Raw genomic sequence first — 23,207 nt, forward strand, 5'->3', positions numbered from 1 at the left:
GTATTTGATGAAAGAATTATGGCTGGAAAAAGAGTCTTCGGCCGTCTATGGCGGTAAAATCAATCAGTTAATCAACCTCTGTCAGCTGGGGCTTTCGGTTCCTAAGGGTCTGATTTTGCCTGCGGACCAAGTAATGGCTTGGCTAAGAGCAGCTCTGCCAGAATACTCAAAACAGGGACTTAAAGAATTCATCGAACTGGGCAAGGAGGAAATTGCGGAGCGTTTGCAGCACTATCCCTTGGATCCAGCTTGGCAGCGGGAGTTAGCAGCCTTTTGTCAGCAAAATCAAGCTTATATCGTTCGCAGCAGTGCCCTCTTAGAAGACGGACAGGCCATGTCATTTGCTGGCCAATATGACTCGATCGGCAACTGCCGGACACTGTCAGAAATTGAGCAAGGCATTCGTTCCTGTCTGCTTTCCCTTTTTAATCCTGAAGCCTTGGCCTACTGGCAGCGTCAGGGTCTGGCAGAACAGGATTTTGCCATGGCGGTGCTGATTCAGGAGCAGATAAAGCCTGACTTTAGCGGTGTCTGCTTTTCCCTAGACGTGGCAACAAATCAGGACCAGACCATGCTATTGGAGTATGTAAAAGGCTCAGCTGAGAGCTTGGTTAGCGGTCAAGTTAATCCTGAGCAACTGACTCTTTCTTGGTACAAGCCGGACTGGAGCCAGCTTGAAAAAGTTGAAATGCCTATGGCAGTCTTGCAGAAGCTACACGAGCAAGTTTTGCAGATTGTAGCGTATTTTGGTCGGCCGATGGATATTGAGTGGTGTGCCGTACAAGAGCAAGTCTATCTGCTGCAGGCTCGGCCCATCACGACAGTGCCAACTAAAATCTACAGTGGCCGCTGGACGACAGCGAATTTTCGGGACGGTGGCGTCGCGGCCCAGCCCTGTCCAAATCTGATGTGGAGCCTTTATCGCTATTCTTGGCAAGAGGCACTCTCCAGCTTTTTGCTGGCAATTGGCCTAGAGCCAGATGGTGTGATGCCGCCGCTGATGCGCCTGCATTATGCTCGGCCTTTCTGGAACTTAGGAGTGGTCAAGCAAGGTATGGAGCAGATTCCAGGCTATATTGAGCGAGACTTTGATGATGAGCTGGGAGTTAATAAAGACTACCAAGGTCAAGGTTTTACCAGTAAATTAAATCCAGCCTTGCTCTTGAATTTCCTGCGGGTAGCCTTGAAAACGCAAAAAGTAACTAAGACTTTTCTATATCAGGCGCCAGACAGGCTGCAAGAGCTGCGTCAGCAATTTAACCGCCTGAATCAAGAAATACGAGAACTGAACGACCAAAGCCCGCTGTATCAGGTCGAGAGTCTTTGGCAGTTAGTGCTAAATCAGGCTTATTTAGACAGTGAGGGAACTTATTTCTGGCAGGCCTACATCAATACGGTCCAGCTGTCCATGAAAAAGACCAGTCTCCTCAAATGGCTGACGGTCGATGAATTTTTCCAACTGATAGCTAAGTTAGGAAATGTTTCGCATACCAAGCCTTTGGCTCGAATGCTGGAAGCTGCGGATTTTGTTTTGGCAGACGAGAAACTGACAGACGATTGGCTGAAGTTATCGGTGGAAGAGTTGCAGGGACTGGCAGCACAATATCCTGAGCGAGCAGATTTTATCAAGATTCAGGATTTTCAAAGGGACTTTGGCTATCACTCAGCTCGGGAGCTGGACTTACGAGTAGCAAGTTATGAAGAAGATGCTCATCAGGTTCTGACAGCGGTCCAACAGTTGGTTGCTGATTCAGCGTATTACCAAGCGGCCAAAGCTTCGCTCAGTCCTGTCTCAGAGTCTGAGCTGGATTTGGCTCATCTATCTCTAGCCAAGCGGAAAAAGATAGAAAAAATCAGTCAAGACCTGCGGAACTTGCTCTGGTGGCGGGAGGAGTTCAAGGACATTTCCACACGCTATTACCACCTCATTCGTCAGATTAGCCTTAAACTTGGCCGAGCCTATGAAAAGAGAGGCTTTCTGAAAAATAAACAAGATGTTTTTTACATTAAGAAAGAAAGTCTGACTGACTTTATGAAAGGGCAAAAGACAGCAGACCAGCTTCAAGAAGAGGCTGCTGATAATCAGCATTATTGCCAGACCTATCGGAATTTTGAGCCAGTAGGCGATTTGACCGACAAAGAGATGAGCGTGGAAGAGGTGGCCCATGAGAGTCAGGCCCTGCTGACGGGAATGCCAGCCAGCAGCGGTCAGGTGACCGGTCGGGTTCGAGTCCTCTTGGATTTGGCTGATATTGAGACGATTGAGCCGGGAGAAATCCTTGTTACTCGCTATACAGATACGGGTTGGAGTTATGTTTTCGGTATTCTAGGCGGTCTTGTGACAGAGTATGGCGGGGTTCTCTGCCATGCATCCATAGTCGCTCGGGAATGCGGTATTCCAGCTCTGGTTTGCGCCAAGAATGCAACTCAGCTGCTAGAAACTGGCATGCTGGTTACCTTAGATGGAAGAAGAGGAGAAATAAGAATTCATGAAGAAGAATGAACCTTTGTTTATCGGTGAATACGACAAATCTGTTATCCTGACCTATATGGGCGCTGCTTTTGCACTGTTGGCAGTCTACGCCATCATTCAGTCCCAGCTACGGCTAGCCATGATGGCCTTTATCGTTAGCGGTATCTGTGACCTCTTTGATGGTGTGGTGGCACGGCGGATGAAGCGAACTGAAAGCCAGAAGCGCTTCGGTATTGAGATTGATTCGCTCTGCGACATGATTAGCTTTGCGGCTCTTCCGGCTGTGCTTCTCATGACCCAGCTGCCCTTGGGAGCGGCCAATATCATCTTGGCTGTCCTCTATGTCTTAGCTGCAGTTACGCGCTTGGCTCATTTTAATCGCTTGGCCAAACATGATGAAGGATCTGGCTCTTATTTTATCGGCTTGCCCGTGACTTACAGCGCCCTCTTTTTCCCTCTGACCTATCTGGTCTGTCAATGGATAGCGCCTGGTCTCTTTGCTTGGGTGTGGCTGGGGTTATCTCTTTTGCTGACCTTCTTATTTGTTTACAACTGCCGGATTCCCAAGCCCAATAAGCTGGCCTATCTGGTCTTTGCGATTTTAGCTGTTACAAGTCTGATTGGTCTGGGGGTTCTCCCGCATGGTTAAGGTCTATCAGAGAAGGACTGGCCAAGTAGTTGAACCGACAGAATACAAGGCGGGTCTGTTAGACAAGCTTTATGGGACTACTTGGGGTCGCTTCTTGTTGCCTATCTTGACCCGACCTAGCCTGTCTTATCTTCTGACTTTGAAAGACTACACTCCTTTTTCTCGCAAGAAAATAGCAGCTTTTGTTGAAAATTATCAGCTGAATCTGGCTGACTATGAAGATAGCCCCTATCCTAGCTTCGCGGCTTTCTTCCAGAGGAAAATCAAGCCCGCTCTACGTCCGGTCTGTCCTGACAGTCAAGTACTGGCTGTGACAGATGCCAAGCTGGAGGCTTTTACCATTAGTCAGGACTTGCAGCTGACGATAAAGGGTCAGACATACAGGCTAGCTGACTTACTGTTGGATGAAGAGTTAGCTCAGCTGTTCACTGGCGGAACAGCGCTGGTCTATCGCTTGGGAGTAGAAGACCTGCACCGCTATCTGGCGGCTGAATCCGGCAGAATTACCCAAAGTCGAAAAATCAAGGGACGCCTGCATACGGTCAGGCAGGTAGCCCAGAAGCGGCGCTTGATTTACAAGGAAAATAAAAGAGAATACTGTCTTTTAGATACCGACCTAGGACCTGTCCTGCAGATGGAAGTAGGGGCTCTCTTGGTCGGAAGAATATACAATCACAGTCAGGAGCATTTGGTCAGGGGACAGGAGAAGGGCTGCTTTGGTCTGGGCGGCTCAACCATTCTTGTTCTCTATCCAGCATGCACGATTCGCTTGGATCAGGATATCCTGACTTACTCAGACCTTGGAATAGAAACCCAGATTCAAATGGGTGAAAAGATTGGAGAAAAGCTATGTTTAAACGATTAGCTGTTTATTATAAGGAAATGTTTCCCTTGCTGCCGCGTTTTTTTGTGGCTGCTATCATGTTTTTTGAGATTTATTTTGTCCTCTTGCTCAATGACGGAGTGACCAAGTTTCACTTTGATCATCAGGAGTTGATTGGGATTTTTACGATTTTCGTCTTTCTGATGATTTTGCGGATTGCGGATGATTTCAAAGACTACGAGACCGACAGACGGCTCTTTCCTCATCGGGCTCTGCCATCTGGTCGGGTGAAAAAGAAGGACTTGGCTATTGCCCTCAGCTTTATCGTAGCGGTGTCTGTATTTCTCAATATCCTCTTTATGAACAATATCGGCTGGTTCCTTTTTCTCTATATCTACGGAACCCTCATGTCCTTCTGGTTCTTCAAGCGTGACAAGATTCAAAATTCTCTGCCACTGGCTCTAGTGACCCATAATCCAGTCATGATGATTTTGAATCTCTATACTATCTCTTTTGTTTGCTACAAGTACAATCTGCCTCTCTTGTCCCTGCCGACCGTCTTGCTAGCCTTTACCATGTATTTCCCAAGTCTGATCTGGGAAGTCTGCCGCAAGATTCGAGCACCAAAAGACGAGACAGAGTATGTGACCTATTCTAAGCTTTTTGGCTACAAAAAAGCCACTCGTTTTATCGAGGTAGTGACTCTGCTGGATATCTTGACCAATTTCGCTCTGCTCTGGAATATTTCCCATGTCGGAGTGGTAGTCTTGGTGCTGAATGTCATCTGGATGACCGTCCAGTTTGAGCAGTTTATCAAGGATCCGACCCGTTTTAATATCCGGGAGCGGGTGGAGCGCTATACTTATATCACGGAGACGACAATGGTTCTGTCCGTTGCTGTTTATCTCTTGATGGGGGTACTTTGATGAAAAGAATCAAGCAGACAGGGCTTGACCAGGTCGGAGGCAAGGCCTATCATTTGCTGAAAATGCAGGCTGCTGGTTTGCCGGTTCCTGACTTTGCAGTGTTTGCTTTTGACTTTTTTCAAAAATCTGCCAGCTCTGCTGACTTGGAGCGGATGGAAGCAGCCTATCGGGCTGGAGAATTGGACTTGTCTCAGCTCAGTCAGCAATTGCAGGACTGGGCTAAAGAGCAGTTTGCGCAAGAAGATCTGACAGCAGCAGAAAACTGGATTCATCAGGAGTTTTCTCAGACAGACTGTCGCTTTGCGGTTCGCTCATCAGCAACCATTGAGGATGGGAAGGCTTCATCCTTTGCCGGTCAGTTTGAGAGCCAGCTCAATGTGAAGCCAGATGGACTTAAAGAAGCTATCCAAGCGACCTTGCTCTCTCTTTATCAGGAGTCGGCTCTTAGTTATCTATTTGAGCAAGGACTATCCTTGGAGCAGGCGCAGATGATTTGCCTTGTTCAGGTTATGCAGGAGGGAGACTTGTCTGGGATTTACTTCACAGCTAATCCCAAGGGCATTTTGAATGAGCACATCATTGTCATTGGTAGGGGCTTGGGCAGTAAGGTTGTCGAGGATAAGATTCCTACAACAATGGTGACACTCCATCCCAAGGACCAGCTCTTTTATACAGAGCAGATGGAGGACTCACCAGACGTATCACAGGAACAACTCGCGGAGTTACAAGGCTTGGCAAGTCAGGTAAGTCAGCTTTTCGGACCTTATATGGATATGGAGTTTACCTTCGCCAATGGCCAGCTCTATCTCTTGCAGGCACGACCTATTACTACCTTGCCAGAGGGTCAGCGGATTATTCTGGATAACAGCAACATTGTCGAGAGCTATCCGGGCGTTTCCAGTCCTCTGACTATTAGTTTTATCCAAGAGGCTTATGCCAGCATTTTCCGCAGTCTGGCCCAGCGCTTGGTTGGCAAGGGTGCCCCTGAGTTGGCTGCCTATGAAGCTACTTTTCAAAATATGCTGCAGCCGGTCAATAGTCGTGTTTATTACCAGATTCAGAGCTGGTATCAGCTCTTGCAGCTTCTGCCTTTTTCTAAGAAAATCATTCCTATCTGGCAGGATATGCTGGGAGTGAGAGAGACAGAGGTGCCTCAGATGCCAGTGCACCTGTCTGCTTTCAAACGCCTGCAAATCATGCTCCGAATCATTCGAGAGTTCTGGACAGCGCCCAAGCAAATGCGGCAATTGGAAGAGCAGTTTGCCCAGATTCAGCGCGAATACGAAGCGAACTTTTCTCCCGACGCAGATGCTGAGACCTTGATTGCCTTGGTCAGTAAGCTAAAAGAGGATATTCTGTCTCACTGGGACATTACCCTGGTAAATGATCTCTATGCTTTTGTCTATACTGGACTCCTGAAGAAGTCGCGTCGCGGCGGGGCTGTTCAGGCTGAGATTGCAGGAATTGAGCAGATTGAAAGTATGCAGCCGGCTTTGGCTCTGCAGGCTTTAACAGCTCAGCTGAAAGCAGAAGAAAATGCAGAGATTAGACAGGCCATGGCAAGTGAAAGTCCAGCAGTCTTTCTAAGTCGCCAGCACCCTTTGGTCCAAGAAATTGCCCATTTTATCCATGAATTTGGCGATCGGGCTCCGGAAGAGTTGAAGTTAGAAACACCAACCTTCCGAACGCATCCAGAGCGTCTGCTCAAGCTCCTGCTGCAAATGTGCCAGCAAGAGGAGAAGAAGCTGGCTCCTCAGAAATTTGAAGAAGAGGAGCAAAAATCAGGCTGGTGGACGAATTTTCTTCGCAAGCGAGCCATGACGGGAGTTAAATATCGGGAAAGCTCCCGCTTAAATCGTACTCGGATCTACGGCATGATGCGACAGATTTTCCGAACGCTTGGGCAGCAATTAGCCGAGCAAGGGCTGCTGGCTACGCCTGAAGAAGTTTTTTACCTGACAAAGGAAGAGTTGTTTGAGCTGACCAGAAAGCCCAGAGATGTTAGTGGATTGATAGCCGAGCGTCGGGAGAAGTTGGAGGCTGATAAGGAACTGCCAAGCTTTAGTCGCTATGTTTTTGCTGGACAGGTCTTTGAGAAATACCTGAAACCGCAAAATCGTACCAGCAGTCATAATACGGGCAATCAAGCCTTACAAGGGATTGGCTGCTCACCTGGCTGCGTTAAGGCTCAGGTTTTGCTCGTGGAAGATGTGCAGGAGATTGAGTCTGCTCAGGACCGGATTATCGTGACCAAGATGACCGATCCGGGCTGGGTTTATCTTCTGACCCAAGCCAAGGGTGTCATTGCCGAGCAGGGGTCTTTGCTCTCGCACACGGCCATTATTTCCCGCGAGTTGGGTATTCCTTCCATTGTCAATGTCAGAGGCGCCTGCAGCCAGCTGCAAAATGGTGACTGGATTGAGATGGATGGCCTTACTGGCAAGATTCGACTGATTAAGGAGGAAGATCATGCTGGAAATTAAACCAGTCAAAGCAAATACTGTAGAGCTGGACGATTTTCTAGCCCTGCCCAAGCAGATTTACCAACCGGACCACCTCATACAGTCGGAAGAGGAAGAACTGGCTTTGATTGAGGGCAGTCACCCGTTGAGTTCTGACATAGAAACCTATGGCTTTATTGGCTATGTAGACAGTCGGCCTTGTATTCGAGGCCTCCTGACCTTCTATCCAGGGGATGAGGCTGCTTATTTGGGATTTTTCGAGTCGATCAATGACCAACAGATTGCATCTGTTTTTATCGAGCATTTAGCAGGTTTTGCTCGCAGTCTCGGAGCGATTAAGATAATAGGTCCCGTACAGGCAAGTTTTTGGCTGGGCTATCGAATGCAGCTGACTGGAACAGAGGAGCTTCCTTTTACTGGAGAACCTCATAATCCAGACTATTATCCTGAGCTGTGGCAGTCTGCTGGTTTTGAGCTCAAGGAGCGCTATCTGTCCAATTTTTATCCCAAGGTCAGCAATAAAACTCATCAGGACAAGCTGGCTCATCGCTTTGAGTCTTTTGAAGAAGCGGGTTTCACCATTTGCTCTCCCAAAAAGAAGGACTGGGAAGAAGCCTCGCTGCAGGTTTTTGAGCTTCTCAATCGTCTCTATCAAGATTTTCCGATTTATCGGTCAATTTCTAGTCAGAAGTTCAGTCAGATTTTTCAAAAATACCAGTATATTCTTGATTTTTCAATGGTTAAGCTGGCCTATAAGGAGGGCAAGCTGGCTGGTTTTCTGATTGCCATGCCGGACTACGGTTCTCTGGTTTATCAAAAACTGACTCCTCTTAACCTAGCCAAGCTTTTTTGGACCAAGCGTTTTCCAAAACGTTATACGATTATGTATCTAGGAGTAGATGAGCAATTCTTGGGGTTGGGCTCTGCCTTGGCCTATCCGATTTTTAAAGAAGCACAGAAGCGACAGGCTTCAGCTATTGGAGCTTTGATTCATCAAAAAACCGTCACGCGCCACTATGCGGCAGAACTGCAAGGGGATAAGCATGAGTATGGTCTCTTTGAGTTGGATTTGAACTCCTGACCAACAAAATAAATCACACTTTAAAAAACAGATTTTCTATCCGAAGATTTGTTTTTTTATTTTTTTAGTTAAAAATGAACACTATTTTCAGGTTGTTCAGAAATCAAAAGATTTCAGTCTTCAAAGATATATTTTTAAGCAAAAGCATTGAATTTTTGTAGGAAATTCTGTAAAATTTTAAGAGATTATTATATGGAGAAAAGGGAATTATTATGGAAAAAAGAATCACTGGCGATACGCTCCAGCGCTATTCTTTTAGAAAGTTATCAGTAGGATTGGTTTCTGCCACTATCGGAAGCTTCTTTTTGAGTACCGCAATAGGGGGAAATATAAGCACGGTTGAGGCTGCAGAAGTCTCAGCCGGAAAAACCGTTCCAGTCCAGTATCACTACGTAGTAGAGTCTGAACTGACTGAAGCTGAGAAGAATGCAGTTGTTAAGGAGCTTCCAAAATTTGTGGAAGAAAACTCTGATGCTTATTATCTAGTTTACCGTCCTAAGACCCAGGGACTTTCGGCAAAAAGTTTGCCAAAGACGGGCTACTCAAGTCTGTGGGAAGCAACTTTTGCAGCTGCTGGACTGACTTTAGCAGTCTTAGTAATTGCACGAGGCCGAAATGGCAAGCGATACCTGTCTTCTATTTTGCTGGTGACGGGTCTAGGCTCTATTCTCTTAGCTCCTTCTGTATTTGCAGTGACCAATATTGAATTAGCCGCCTACAATCAAAGGCTAAATTTGACAGTGGGAGATAAGCTGCCGGAGCCTTTAGAGATTGCTGGTTTTGAGTATGTAGGCTATCTTAAAAGCGCTGAACAAGGCAAGGAAAACGCAGCAGGAAGTCATCAGCTTCCTACGGCACAAAAGGACTTGTCAGCTGTTGAAGTTGATCAGCAGGCAGGCAAATCTGCTAGTCTTTCTGGGAATCTGAGTACTTCCAATAAGCCTGTATCTAGTGAAACAGAGAGACTGACCGAGCAAGAAAAAGAGATTATTGCTGCCAAAGAACGTGAATTTGCTCGGCTTTCTCCTGTCAATGAAGTACCAGAACTGGAATTCAAGAGCCAAGAAAGCAGCCAAACCCAAGTCCTGCCTTATCAAACAGAATATCGATATTCAAATGAACTCGCAGAGGGGCAATCTCAGGTTATTCGCGCAGGTGTCGCTGGTACACGTACTGTCGTCACTCGCAATTATATTGCAGGTAAAGAAATTGTAAAAAGCGAAGTGGTTTCAGACCAGGTAACTGCAGAGCCAGTTTCGGAAATTGTGTTGGTTGGAACTGCTGCAGTCAAATCTGTACCAAAAGAAGCACCAGTGCAAGAAGTCCCAGAGCTTACCAGCTATGGAACTACACCAGATACCGCACCCGTAAATGAAGTTCCCGAATTGACGACCTATGGAACGACGCCCGATACAGCGTCAGTCCAAGAAGTCCCAGAATTGACAACGTATGGCACTGCACCAGATACCGCACCAGTACAAGAAGCTCCAGAACTAACAACCTATGGCACTGCACCCGATACTGCTCCCGTACAAGAAGCTCCAGAACTAACTACTTATGGTACCGTACCAGATGACTCACCAGTGCAAAAAGTTCCAGAATTGAAGACTTATGGCACTGCACCGGATACTGCACCGGTTCAAGAAGTCCCAGACTTGACAACGTATGGCACTGCACCAGACACCGCTCCAGTACAAGAAGTTCCGGAACTAACAACTTATGGTACCGCACCAGATGAAGCACCCGTGCATCAAGCCCAAGAATTAGAACTGACTGCGACAGATGAAACAAGAAGAGAAAAGATAGATTTTTCTGTCGAAGAACAGTATACAGATGAGATTCCAGAAGGCAGCCGTCAAATCGTCACACCAGGTGTACAAGGCGAGCGGGCTATTACCACTCGTATCTATATCTCGAATGGACAAGAGGTTGACCGCCAAGTTTTATCGGATGAAGAAATTCTTGCAGCAGTCACTCAGATTATTAAGGTCGGAACAAGTAAGTCAAGTCTGATTCCAGCTGACGCACCAAAGGTAGAAGAGCTATCAGAATACCCGCTAACTTACACGGACGAAACTCGAGTAGAGAAAATTAACTATACTATTCGTGAAGAAGAGACTGACGAGCTAGTCCAAGGTACTCGTCAAATTGCAACTCCAGGTGTTGAGGGTGAGCGAACTATTAAGACTCGTGTCTACAGTTCCAATGGTCAAGAAGTTGACCGTCAGGAGTTATCGAATGAGGAAACTCTAGCCCCAGTAACGCAAGTTGTCAAAGTTGGTACGGCTAAACCAAATATGGTACCGAACGATGCACCAAAAGCCGATGCTCTTCCAGAGTACCCATTAACTTACACGGACGAAACGCGTGTTGAAAAAGTAGCCTTCAATATTTTGGAACAATACACTGATGAGTTGCCACAAGACGCCCGTCAAATCGCAACACCGGGTGTTGAGGGCGAGCGGACCATTAAGACTCGTATCTACAGCTCCAGTGGTCAAGAAATTGACCGCCAAGAGCTATCTAATGAAGAAACATTAGCACCAGTAACGCAAATTGTTAAAGTTGGTACTGCTAAGCCAACCATGGTACCAAATGATGCGCCGAAAGCAGAGGCTTTGCCAGAGTATCCGCTGACTTACACCGACGAAACTCGAGTAGAGAAAGTAGCTTTCAACATCGAGGAGCAATATACGGATGAATTACCACAAGATGTCCGTCAAATCGCAACTCCAGGCGCGCAAGGCGAGCGAACCATCAAGACTCGTGTTTACAGTTCCAATGGTCAGGAAATCGACCGCCAAGAGTTATCCAATGAGGAGACTCTAGCTCCAGTAACGCAAATTGTTAAAGTTGGCACGGCTAAGCCAACCATGGTACCAGGTGATGCACCAAAAACAGACGCTTTGCCAGAGTATCCATTAACATACACGGACGAAACTCGAGTGGAGAAAATCAACTTCACTATTCGTGAAGAAGAAACGGACGAACTTGTTCGAGATGCTCGTCAAATTGCGACTCCGGGTGTCCAGGGCGAGCGAACCATCAAGACCCGTGTCTACAGTTCAGACGGTCAAGAAGTTGACCGTCAGGAGCTGTCTAACGAAGAAACCTTAGCTCCAGTTACGCAGGTTGTTAAGGTTGGTACTGCTAAGCCAACCCTGGTTCCAAACGATGCACCGAAAGAAGCAGCTTTGCCAGAGTATCCGTTGACTTATACGGATGAGACTCGTATTGAGAAAATAGCCTTTAACATCGAGGAACAATACACTGATGAATTGCCTCAGGACTCTCGCCAAATCGCAACCCCAGGTGTTGAGGGTGAACGAACTATCAAGACTCGTATCTACAGCTCCAATGGTCAGGAAATTGATCGTCAAGAACTATCTAATGAAGAGACTCTAGCTCCAGTAACACAAGTTGTTAAAGTTGGTACAGCTAAGCCGCACATGGTACCGAATGATGCACCAAAAGCAGAAGCTCTGCCAGAATATCCACTGACTTACACCGACGAAACTCGAGTAGAAAAAATCAACTTCACCATTCGTGAAGAAGAGTCGGACGAATTGGTTCGAGATGCCTGTCAAATCGCAACACCGGGAGTTCAAGGTGAGCGTACGATTAAGACTCGCATCTACAGCTCCAACGGTCAAGAAGTTGACCGCCAAGAGCTGTCTAATGAAGAAACCTTGGCTCCAGTAACACAAGTTGTTAAAGTCGGAACAGCTAAGCCAACCATGGTACCAAGTGAAGCTCCGAAAGCAGACACGTTACCAGAGTATCCGCTAACTTACACGGATGAAACTCGAGTGGAGAAAATAAACTTCACTATTCGTGAAGAAGAAACGGACGAACTTGTTCGAGATGCTCGCCAAATTGCGACTCCGGGTGTCCAAGGCGAGCGGACGATTAAGACTCGTATTTACAGCTCCAATGGACAAGAAATTGACCGCCAAGAACTTTCCAATGAGGAAACTCTCGCTCCAGTAACGCAAGTTGTAAAAGTTGGTACGGCTAAACCAAATATGGTACCGAATGAAGCTCCGAAAGCCGATGCTTTGCCAGAGTATCTGCTAACTTACACCGACGAAACGCGTGTTGAGAAGATTAACTTCACTATTCGTGAAGAAGAAACGGACGAACTTGTTCGAGATGCTCGCCAAATTGCGACTCCAGGTGTCCAAGGCGAGCGGACGATTAAGACTCGTATTTACAGCTCCAATGGTCAAGAAATTGATCGTCAAGAGCTTTCTAATAAAGAAACTTTGGCTCCAGTAACACAAATTGTTAAAGTTGGTACAGCTAAGCCGAACATGGTACCGAACGAAGCACCAAAAGCAGAAGTTTTAGAAGAATTCGATTTAATTCCACTGCATAATCTATTAGCGGAAGCAGATCAGATTAAAGCTCAGGCACGTTATTTCAATGATAGTCTGAGTCATCAATCTAGCTATGATACTGCTTTGACGGCGGGGCAGACGCTTCTAAGTCAATCACATGCTAGCCAAGCAGAAGTTAACCAACTAGTGGGACAAATCAATCAAGCCAAAGCTCAGTTAAGTGGTCTTGAGGTTGTCAAAACGGCTCTTCAAAATGAGTACGATTTAAATCCAACCGTTAAAACAACTGCTAAATTTAAAAATGCGGATTCAGATAAGCAGACATCTTATACTGATGAATTGACTAAGGCAGAAGGAGTTCTGAATAATCAAACTGCAACACAAGTGCAGGTCAATCAAGCATTTGCTAGCCTGACAGCAGCCAAAGAAGCTCTAAATGGAGTGCCTAAAGTCAAGCCAATGGTTTCCATTCTAAGTCTGACAGAAAATGCAGATGACAAGTCAGTGACTGTCCAATATAGATTAGAAGACCAGACCCAGTCCTTCCGTTCAGCGACAGCTGAATTGTACCAGGGAGATCAGCTCGTCCGAACTCTTCCGATTACCAATTTCGCAGGAAGTCTAAAAATCGGCGACTTAGACTACTATACAGGCTATACCCTGAAAACCAAGCTGACTTATGAACTGGATAATGGCAGCTTCACAGACCTTGAAACGGACAGCCGCAATTTCGAATTGGAATACAAGAAGATTGCCTTCCGAGATATTGATTCGGCCGAGTTTTACAGAAAAGAAAACGACCAGTTTAAGCGCGTCGTATCTATGAGTTCTATGCCTACGGATTTGTCTACCTACTTCGTCAAAGTCAAATCAAGTGAATCTAAGGAAATGCTTCTGCCGGTTCACAACATAGCGGAAAGTCATAAGGATGGCAGGGACGTCTATAAGGTGACAGTATCTCTGCCTGAGCTGGTCCAAGAAGGTGAGACAGGCTATAAGTCTGGCTATGACTTCTATATCAGTAAGGCAGTCCCTAGCCAGCAAAATGTCTACACTAGCTTTGCTGGTTTGATAGACGCTATGAAGCAAAATATGGTTGGCAACTATGTTCTGGGGGCTGATTTGGATGCTAGCGAAGTTAGTCTGGCACCTGCGGATTATGTCTACCTCAAAGGGAACTTCACAGGCAGTCTGACAGGTAACCATAATGGCAAGCAGTATGCGATTTATAATCTGGTCAAGCCTTTATTTGAAAACCTCAAGAGTGGTTCTTCTATTTCCAATCTGGATCTGAAAGAGGTCAATATTGTCGGTACTTACGACTCAGCTGCCCTAGCTCGCAATGCAGAAAATGCTCGAATCACAGATGTTTCAGTCCAAGGTAGAGTAGAAGTAAAAGAAAATGCTTCACAGGTAGCAGGTTTGGTAGTTATTGCTAACAATACCCAAATCACCAATAGCTCCTTTACTGGAACTATCGTATCAAATGATAAACAGGGTAAAGAATATAATGTCGGTGGTTTGGTTGCCAATCTTAAGGGAGGAAACTCCTTGATTAGTCAAAGCAGGGCAGATGTGACCATTCTAGCAGGCGCTAGAGCCAACAACCAACGTTTTGGCGGTCTGGTTGGCCGTTTGGAAAACAATGCCCGCATCAGCCGTTCTTATGTAACTGGAAAGATTCAAAACTCTACTAAGAACGGTCAGATTGGTGGTGTGGTTGGCTCCAATTACTTCAATGGTTTAATTGATAATGTCATCAGCAACATCAGCGGTACAAATGTTTACAGTATTTCTGGCGATCAGGGATATGAGAACAACCGTATCACAGAAGCTTATGCCGTTGAAGGAAATAAAACACTGGAAAATGACAAGTTTGTCACTTCAACACTGACTCTGAACGAGGCAGAAGAGAAGCTAGCTAGTTTAGACATTACGACCACGCTAGAAGACACGAATCTCAATATTTATTCTGTCAACTATGCTCAGGAAAAGAATGCCCGAGAAGACCGTCTGATAGCTTATGCTAACATGGAAAAACTCCTTCCATTCTACAATAAGGAGACCATCGTTGCCTATGGAAATAAACTTCCAGATAATCACAAGCTCAATACGGAGTACTTACTGGATGTTGTTCCAATGAAAGGTGACCAGATTATCACTGATATCAATAGCAACAAGACCGGAATTAACCGTCTGATGCTGCACTTTGAGGATAATACGGTTGACTACCTGGATCTGACCTATAAGGGAGATTTCAAATATAAGGCAATTGCAGAGTACAGTGTAAACGGCTTAGACCTCCTTTATACACCAGAAGCTTTCCTATCAGACTATAGCAGAATTCTCAATCAAGTGCTGCCAGAGTTGAACAAGGTTGTCCTTGACTCACCAACTATGCGAACTGTTTTAGGCGTGAATGCTGACACTTCTCTGGATGATCTCTATCTGGATACCGCCTTTGATCAAGTCAAGACCAAGCTGTCAGAAGAGTTGCGCAAAGTTCTGGCTATGGACAAGTCCATTAATACTGAAGGCGATGTCGTCGCTGACTATGTAGCTCAGAAGATTACAGCTAATAAGGAAGCCTTCCTTCTTGGTCTGACCTATCTCAACCGTTGGTATAATATCAACTATGACAATATCAATGTCAAGGATTTGTCGGCCTATAAGTTTGACTTCTTTGGAAATCATAACGCTTCAACGCTGGATACCATTATTTCACTAGGTCAGTCAGGCTTTAATAATCTTAAAGCCAAGAATAACTATATGGCTTATGATACCTCGCTCTCTGAAGCGACTGGTAAGCGAGGGCTCTTTAACTACTTAGAAGGCTATCGTCAGCTCTTCCTGCCGGACAAGAGCAATAATGAATGGCTCAAGACCAATACAAAAGCCTACATCGTTGAGGCCAAGTCGGATGTTGCAGAAGCGAGACAGCTTCAGGATGCAGCCGAGGGTAAGAGTAAGTATTCTGTCGGCGTTTACGACAAGATTACTGCTGATAATTGGGAACACAAGGGCATGCTTCTGCCGCTCTTGACCATGACTGAGAAGGGTGTCTATGCTATTTCTAATATGTCTACCATCTCTATGGGGGCTTATGATCGTTATCGCCTTGATGCCAATGGCAGGGTTCGGACAGATGCAGAGCTAGCTGAATTTGTCGAAGACCGAGTGAGAAAAACAGCTGAATACCAGCGCGATCACTATGACTTCTGGTATAAGATTCTAAGCGATGAAAGCAAGGACAAGCTCTTCCGTTCTGTTCTGGTTTACGATGGATTCTCATTGGTTGACAAGAATGGTCAAAAATATTGGGCTCCAGCTAATGACAAAAAATCACTGGCTATGCAGGAATTCTTTGGACCAGCCGGCAAGTGGTATCCTAGCAAGGGCTATAATGCCTATGCTACAGGAAGTGTAACCCACTTTGATGCAGCTAAATTGTTAGAAGACTATGGTAACTCTGTCTACACGCATGAAATGACCCATAATTCTGACGGTGGCATTTACTTTGAGGGCAATGGCCGCCGCGAAGGTCTGGGAGCTGAGCTTTATGCTCGCGGACTCCTGCAGTCCACTCCAAGTGCAGATGAGGCAACCATTACACTCAATACCCTCTTCAAGGTGGACAAGGATTCTAAGACGCGTCTACACACATATAACTTCAAGGAACGCGTTCAAAATGCAGAAGACCTGCAACACTATGTTCATGGTATGTTTGACATGATCTACACCCTAGATTACCTAGAAGGTACCTCTATGCTGAAGCAGAGTGATGATGCCAAGCTTCAGTGGTTCAGAAAGATGGAGAATTACTATGTTACAGATAAGTATGGTAAGGAGACTCATGCTGGTAACCAGACGCGAAGCTTTACTGCTGAAGAAATCAAGCAGCTGAAGACCTTTAACTCCCTGATTGAAAATGATGTTATCACTCGTCGGGAGAACAAGGATAGTGGGAAATATGGCCGAAATGGCTACCTCAGTCTCAGCCTTTTCTCACCAATCTACTCAGCCTTGAGCAATCCAAATGGAGCGCCGGGTGATGTCATGTTCCGCCGCACAGCCTACGAGTTACTGGCAGCCAAGGGCTACCATGAAGGATTTGTCCCTTATGTTTCTGGTAAGTACTCTAAGGAAGCCTTTGATGAAGGTAAGAAAACATGGGATGGATGGTCCGGAAGAGATGTTGGTCTGATAACAGACCAGAAAGTCTTGGAAAATGTATTCAAGGGTGAATATGACTCTTGGGTAGCCTTCAAGAAAGCTATGTATAAAGAGCGGATTGATCAGCTGACCAAGCTCAAGCCAATCACCATTGAGTACGAGCTTAGAAATCCAAACAGTACTAAGAAAGTAACCATTCGCTCTTATGCAGATATGCAAAGGCTGATGGACGCAGCAGTAGCAGAGGATGTGAGCAACATTGCCAATGCTACAAGCCGTGTCGATGCCAGCTGGGTCAACCTGCTCAAGAAGAAGATTTATAATGCTTATCTTCGTGAAACAGACGACTTCAGACAGTCAATCTTTAATAAGTAAGCAATAAGTTGTTTTCAGTATATGTTTAAAAATACCTAGACTAAAAAAGTCTAGGTATTTTTTCTGCCATTTATTTCTAATATATCAATAATAATCCATCCGAGTCTGAATAAAACAATTTTTTGTGACTTTTTTGTAACGATAGTAGACAAAGAATAGAAAAATGATAATAAAAATAATAGTTTACAGGGCGTAAATTATAATTTTTATGTTATAATTGATATGTATATGTCATATTTGCTTATCATATACGAGTACTATCATTTTTAGTTTGGTAATAAATCTTGATTTAAAATCGGCTGAAAATGAGGGGGTAGACAGGTGATGGTGTGCCTGCCAGCATTTGTCTAAAATAAAATATAAAAAGAAGGAGGACCGCATTCAAGGTGAAACAAACTTATCATAAAGTGTCTCATGCTCTGATGACTTTGCTGCTTTTGGTATCAACCTTTCTTCCCTTGTTAAGCTCAAGTCCTAGGGTTTCTGCTGCAGAGTTAGGTGAAAGTGATTATCAGCTAACTACAGATGTCACTATTAATACTAATCCTTTAAAGGATACAGGCTACGGTGAAGGTAAATTTTACATTGCTCCGACCTATACATTTGCAGATAGCAAAGTATTAAATAATGGTGATACCATGGTTTATCGTGTTCCATCACAGTTCAAAATTGAGCGAACTTTGGAGGAAAACATAAGTGCACCGGATGGTACTGTTGTTGCCAAGTTGGTGACAGATCCTGTTACCAATACAGCGACCATTACTGTCACAAATGCTGAGTATTTTGCGAAAATGCCAGATACCAAGCGTATTCAATCTTCTTTCACAGTGGTTTGGGCTGATAATATGCCTTATGATCAAGAGCAAGAAGTTAATTTCCCAGGTGCTAGAACCTATAGGCTGAAGCGTATCAAGGTTGATGAAGAACCTCAGGGGTATTCCAAGTGGGGTGTTCAGGATTCTAAGGATCCAAACTACGTCAACTGGCGTATCCGTGTCAATCGTGATGTCCAAAATCTTGGTCAAGTTGTCATTGAGGACGCTATTCCAGAAGGTCAAGAGCTGGATGAAGATTCAGGGATTACAGGTTACTACTTTACTGAGTGGGAAGGTGCTTCTGGCACACGTAAATCCTTTAACCCAAGCGATGTCGTTTCAATTACAGACTCCAATCATTTCACAGTTAATGCTGGGGATTTGAGTGGAAGAGGTATTTATGTTATCTACCGGACACGTTTGACAGAGCCAGTTGATAAGGTGACCAAAAAAGCCTTTAACGATGTAACCGTTACATCTAATGGGCAAAAGTTACCTGATTTGTTAGCACGTCCATTCGCGCCTTTGACAACTCTTGATGGTGTTGGCGAAGGTACCCGTTCTGATGAAGTTATCTTTAAAGTCAAAAAGGAATTGACTGGCCGCAATTTGGCAGATGGTGAATTTACTTTTGATTTGATTAATAAGGATGACAACGACAAAGTTGTTCAAACGGTAACTAATAAAGCTGGTGCCGTAACCTTTAAGAAACTTCGTTTCAAAAAAGAAGGAACCTTTAACTACGTCATTCGTGAACGAGCAAGTAATCTGCCAGGTGTGACAAACGATGCCAATTCAGACATCAATGTTACTGTTACTGTAACAGACAACAACGGCGTTAAGACAGCAGCGGTTACCTATGACCGTGATGCTTTTACCAATACATACAAGTTAGAGCCAGCAACTGCAGCGATTACCGCTAAGAAAGTTCTGGATGGTAAAGCACTTGAAGCTGAAAAGTATACTTTCAAACTAACTGAGGTTGGCGGAAATAACTTGGAGCTTCAAGCAGCTAACGATGCCAATGGTAATATCAAGTTCCTTGGAATCAACTATGATAAAGAAGGCACTTATACTTACAAGCTGACGGAAGTAGCTGGAAATGAAGCTGGAGTGACTTATGACAGTACAGAACATACAGTGACTGTCACAGTGACCGCAAGCAAGGGCAAGTTGGAAGCTACCGTCGAAGGAAATAATCCAGTATTCACAAACACTTATAAAGACTTTGGTGTTAGCTATGAGTTTCTCAGCAGCAATGCAGCCTATCCAAATCTGCCAAAAGAAGTAACAGATTTGCTTCCAGCAGATGCTAATCGCTACACTAGTGGTACTAATGTAGACGCTAAGCAGCCTGCTAAAACAAGTGTTACAGTTACTGAAGGCACATGGACTTTTGAAGGCTATGCGGAAACGAATAGCCAGACTGTTGCAGATAAAGACCTTAAATTTACCGGTAAATGGAATTTCACTCCAGCACCGAAATATAAGGCAACTTATGAATTTGTAAGCGCAGATCCGAACCGTAGCTTGCCAGCAGAAGTCACAGCATTGTTACCAAATGATGCCACTGAATATGCAGACGGTGCTGCCGTTCAAGCGGTTCAGCCAGCTAAGAAAACTGTTGAAGCAAGTGATGGTACTTGGAAATTCCTCAAATATGATGCAGATAGTAAAACTATTGCAGGCGCAGATGTCAAATTTACAGGCACATGGACATTTGAAGCTAGACGTCCACAAGGACCAGGTACACCACCACCTTCTTCAGGTTCGACACCACCACCGTCATCATCTGGTGATAAACCAGGCGGTTCGACAAATGGAACCCCAGGTAATTCGACAGATAAAGATGGAAAAGATGTTACTGGATCAGCAGCTGGCAAAAAAGTTTTGCCGAAAACTGGCAGTCAAACATCTATCTTTGCGATAGCAGCAGGATTTGCTCTGATTCTTTTATCAGCTCTTGTCTATCATTTCAAAAAAGCTAATTAATATTAGCCAAACGAATCATCTCAGCTAGCTGAGATGATTTTTTCTTGTCTTTGTCATCATCTATCCTTGATAATGTACTGACGGTTAAATTTATAAACTCTAAAGCAAGCAGTCATTCAAATGGATGTTTTTACGGTGGCTAATATTTGCTAAACTTGATTTTACAGTCAATGAATACTTGAAAATAAAAGTGAATTCTTGTTTTATAAAGAAGATTTGTTATAATAAAATAAGAAAAAGTTTCTTTGTTTAAAGAGAGATGTTGATGAAAAATAGGAAGTTTAGGGTGATTCCTTTTTTGCCCCTAGTTTTGTATCTACTGGTGTATCTGTACGGTTATTCGGGAATCGAGCCAGAGCCGAAGGTTGCTTATGGTTATCTTTACCTTTTTCTTTTTTTAGTTCCTGTTGTCATTGCTTATTTTGTACTTGCTGTTATGAATTTTGCAACACTGATGGGGGAAGTTACTTTTTTATTCAAAGGACAGCTACTAGGGCATCTCTATCGGCTTTATTTTTCTATTTTTTTCTTTTCGATTTTGTTTTGCGGTCTTAATTATTATCAGTTGATAGCTCCATACGGCCCTCAGATGAAAATTAGTGCTGGAGAATCTTATAATCCACTAGCACCTTATGCCATTCCTCTCTTGCTTTTTCTTTTAGGATTGTTGGGCAATCTCTTCTTTTGGGAGTTGCAAAAGATTGAAGTCCAGGAGGAGAAAGAATAGGAGTACGGCGATAGTAATTGAGGAGTTTTTATTGTTGTTAATCAGTAAAAGCATGCTGAAAATCTATTTGCTCAGGCTTTCTTTGTGCTATAATAAAGAAAAACGATGAGGAGACATTCATGAATCAAACTGTTCAATATATACAAGAATTAACGGCTATCCCTTCCCCAACAGGCTTTACGGCTGAGGTGGCAGACTATTTGGTACACACGCTAGAAGGATTGGGCTATGAGCCTGTTCGGACCAATAAAGGTGGTGTCCATGTTGTGGTTAAGGGGGAAAATGATGCTCAGCATCGGGTAGTGACCGCCCATGTGGATACCCTGGGAGCTATTGTGCGTGCGATTAAGCCAGATGGTCGTCTCAAGTTGGATCGGATTGGCGGTTTCCCTTGGAACATGATTGAAGGAGAAAACTGTCTGGTCCATGTGGCTAGCAGTGGCAAGACCGTCAATGGGACTATCTTAGTTCACCAGACTTCCTGTCATGTCTATAAAGATGCTGGAACGGTTGAGCGAACTCAGGACAATATGGAAGTCCGTTTGGATGAAAAGGTGACGAGTGAGAAAGAAACGCGGGATTTAGGAATCGAAGTAGGGGATTTTATTTCCTTTGATCCGCGTACCACAGTTACTGAGTCAGGCTTTATCAAGTCCCGCTTTCTGGACGACAAGGTCAGCGCAGCTATTTTGCTCAATCTCTTGCGCATCTATAAAGAGGAAAATATTCAGCTGCCGGTGACGACTCATTTTGCTTTCAGTGTTTTTGAAGAGGTTGGTCATGGGGCTAATTCCAGTCTGCCGGCGCAAGCGGTAGAGTACTTAGCGGTTGATATGGGCGCTATGGGTGATGACCAGCAGACGGATGAATATACGGTTTCCATCTGTGTCAAGGATGCATCAGGACCTTATCACTATGGCTTCCGCCAGCATTTGATAAATTTAGCCAAGGAGCAGGACATTCCTTACAAGCTGGACATCTATCCCTTTTACGGGTCAGATGCCTCTGCAGCTATGAGCGCAGGAGCAGAAGTTAAGCATGCCCTGCTAGGAGCTGGTATCGAATCCAGCCACTCTTATGAGCGTACCCATATTGATTCGGTTGTCGCGACAGAGCGTATGGTGGATGCATATCTAAGAAGTGGTTTGGTGGAGTGAGAAATCAAATTTTTAAAAAATCATCTGAAACGCTTGCATAAAATTGTAAGTTGTGAGATATTATTATATAGAATTACTTTAGGTTAAAAGGGAGAAAATGAAAGTAGTTTGTGTGGATTCTTGTATCCGTTCTAGGGCGTTTGGGATTGACATAGCCCTCCGCAATCGATTTGAGCTTTTTGAAGAAATGAAAGTTCCTTATGAATTGTGGGTTTCTGAAACGGATACAGATATATATGCTAATGCCTCTTCTAGACAGCTTGTGCTGGATAGTTATGAAGTCTTGGGCATTGATAGGACCAAGGTTCGTTTTCTTGGTTTAGAGTTAGGGGGACGAAGCGTCCAGGAGTTTGCTGAGGAGGAGCTTGAGCCAGAAGACTGGCTGATAATGGAGCGTCTGGATATTCCAGAAAATATTCTCTTGAGACGTGGACAAGATTTTCATGTAGCGCGCGTCCTTCATCAGGATCACATGATTGCCCTCGGGCAAGAGTTAGATAAAAAGGTGATGGGCTGGCTGGATCAGGATGTATTAGACACTTTGATATTGGTTGGGGAAGGCCAAGATGCTTATCTGCCTCAAGAGATGAGGGAAAAGGCGCTCTTTATTCCAACCACCTATGCAGATCAAGTGGTCCAAGATCCAAGAGAGAGGGTCTTTGATCCTAAGGAGATTCACTTGGTGACAGTCAGTCGTTTGTCTGAGGAGAAAAACGTTCTGTTATTGCTGAAAATTATGGCTTTGTTGAAATTTAAAGGCCATAGGCAGTTTACTCTTGACATCTATGGAGATGGTCCTGACATGGCTATGCTGCAAGATGTGGTTCAGCTCAATGATTTGGAAGATATGGTTCATTTTAAGGGCTATCAGTCTCAGGTGCCTTATCAAGCTTATGATGCCTATATTAGCAGCTCCTTATCGGAAGCCTTTGCGACATCGCTCTATGAGTCTCTGGTCAATGGCTTGCCTCTGATAGGTCTGGATGTGCGTTATGCCAATCGAGCTTATATTAAGCATGGAGAGAATGGCTGGCTGATACCGCAAAATGACGCTAATCAATATATTGCCTATCTGGAGCAATTTAGCCAATTTGGAGAAAAAGAATGGAGGGGGTTTTCGGCAAGATCCAAAGAACTTGCCAATCGTTATCACAAAGAATTACTAGTCAATCTATGGGAAAAAGTTTTTAAATTATCTAAAATAGGAGATTAAA

General features: G+C 44.6%; 11 protein-coding genes. All 11 read left to right on the forward strand.

The window, feature by feature from the left end; translation table 11 throughout:
• The first annotated feature begins 7 nt into the window (after positions 1–7).
• Complete coding sequence (locus PCY71_RS00885; protein WP_048773227.1) at positions 8–2,503, forward strand: PEP/pyruvate-binding domain-containing protein; 2,496 nt, start codon at positions 8–10, stop codon at positions 2,501–2,503.
• Complete coding sequence (locus tag PCY71_RS00890; RefSeq protein WP_048773229.1) at positions 2,490–3,122, forward strand: CDP-alcohol phosphatidyltransferase family protein; 633 nt, start codon at positions 2,490–2,492, stop codon at positions 3,120–3,122. The genes PCY71_RS00885 and PCY71_RS00890 overlap by 14 nt, the downstream gene beginning before the upstream one ends.
• Positions 3,115–3,987 (forward strand): phosphatidylserine decarboxylase, encoded by an 873-nt coding sequence (locus tag PCY71_RS00895; protein WP_048773230.1) that lies wholly within the window; start codon positions 3,115–3,117, stop codon positions 3,985–3,987. The genes PCY71_RS00890 and PCY71_RS00895 overlap by 8 nt, the downstream gene beginning before the upstream one ends.
• A complete protein-coding gene (locus PCY71_RS00900) occupies positions 3,972–4,871 on the forward strand; it encodes a UbiA family prenyltransferase (protein WP_048773232.1) in 900 nt (299 codons plus the stop codon). The genes PCY71_RS00895 and PCY71_RS00900 overlap by 16 nt, the downstream gene beginning before the upstream one ends.
• Positions 4,871–7,354: a phosphoenolpyruvate synthase gene (locus tag PCY71_RS00905; RefSeq protein WP_048773234.1), complete on the forward strand. Its 2,484-nt coding sequence runs from the start codon at positions 4,871–4,873 to the stop codon at positions 7,352–7,354. Before PCY71_RS00900 ends, PCY71_RS00905 begins: the two co-directional genes overlap by 1 nt.
• On the forward strand, positions 7,341–8,414 hold the full coding sequence (locus PCY71_RS00910; RefSeq protein WP_048773235.1) for a hypothetical protein: 1,074 nt from the start codon (positions 7,341–7,343) through the stop codon (positions 8,412–8,414). Before PCY71_RS00905 ends, PCY71_RS00910 begins: the two co-directional genes overlap by 14 nt.
• A gap of 212 nt (positions 8,415–8,626) precedes the next feature.
• Positions 8,627–17,302: a ZmpA/ZmpB/ZmpC family metallo-endopeptidase gene (locus tag PCY71_RS00915; RefSeq protein ID WP_125342254.1), complete on the forward strand. Its 8,676-nt coding sequence runs from the start codon at positions 8,627–8,629 to the stop codon at positions 17,300–17,302.
• A gap of 386 nt (positions 17,303–17,688) precedes the next feature.
• Positions 17,689–20,109 (forward strand): SHIRT domain-containing protein, encoded by a 2,421-nt coding sequence (locus tag PCY71_RS00920; protein WP_301412386.1) that lies wholly within the window; start codon positions 17,689–17,691, stop codon positions 20,107–20,109.
• A gap of 259 nt (positions 20,110–20,368) precedes the next feature.
• Positions 20,369–20,836: a hypothetical protein gene (locus PCY71_RS00925; RefSeq protein ID WP_048773242.1), complete on the forward strand. Its 468-nt coding sequence runs from the start codon at positions 20,369–20,371 to the stop codon at positions 20,834–20,836.
• A gap of 119 nt (positions 20,837–20,955) precedes the next feature.
• On the forward strand, positions 20,956–21,993 hold the full coding sequence (locus PCY71_RS00930; protein ID WP_048773244.1) for a M42 family metallopeptidase: 1,038 nt from the start codon (positions 20,956–20,958) through the stop codon (positions 21,991–21,993).
• 97 nt (positions 21,994–22,090) lie between these two features.
• On the forward strand, positions 22,091–23,206 hold the full coding sequence (locus PCY71_RS00935; protein ID WP_048773246.1) for a glycosyltransferase: 1,116 nt from the start codon (positions 22,091–22,093) through the stop codon (positions 23,204–23,206).
• Position 23,207 lies beyond the last annotated feature (1 nt).

The sequence above is a fragment of the Streptococcus sp. SN3 genome (genome assembly GCF_030439905.1).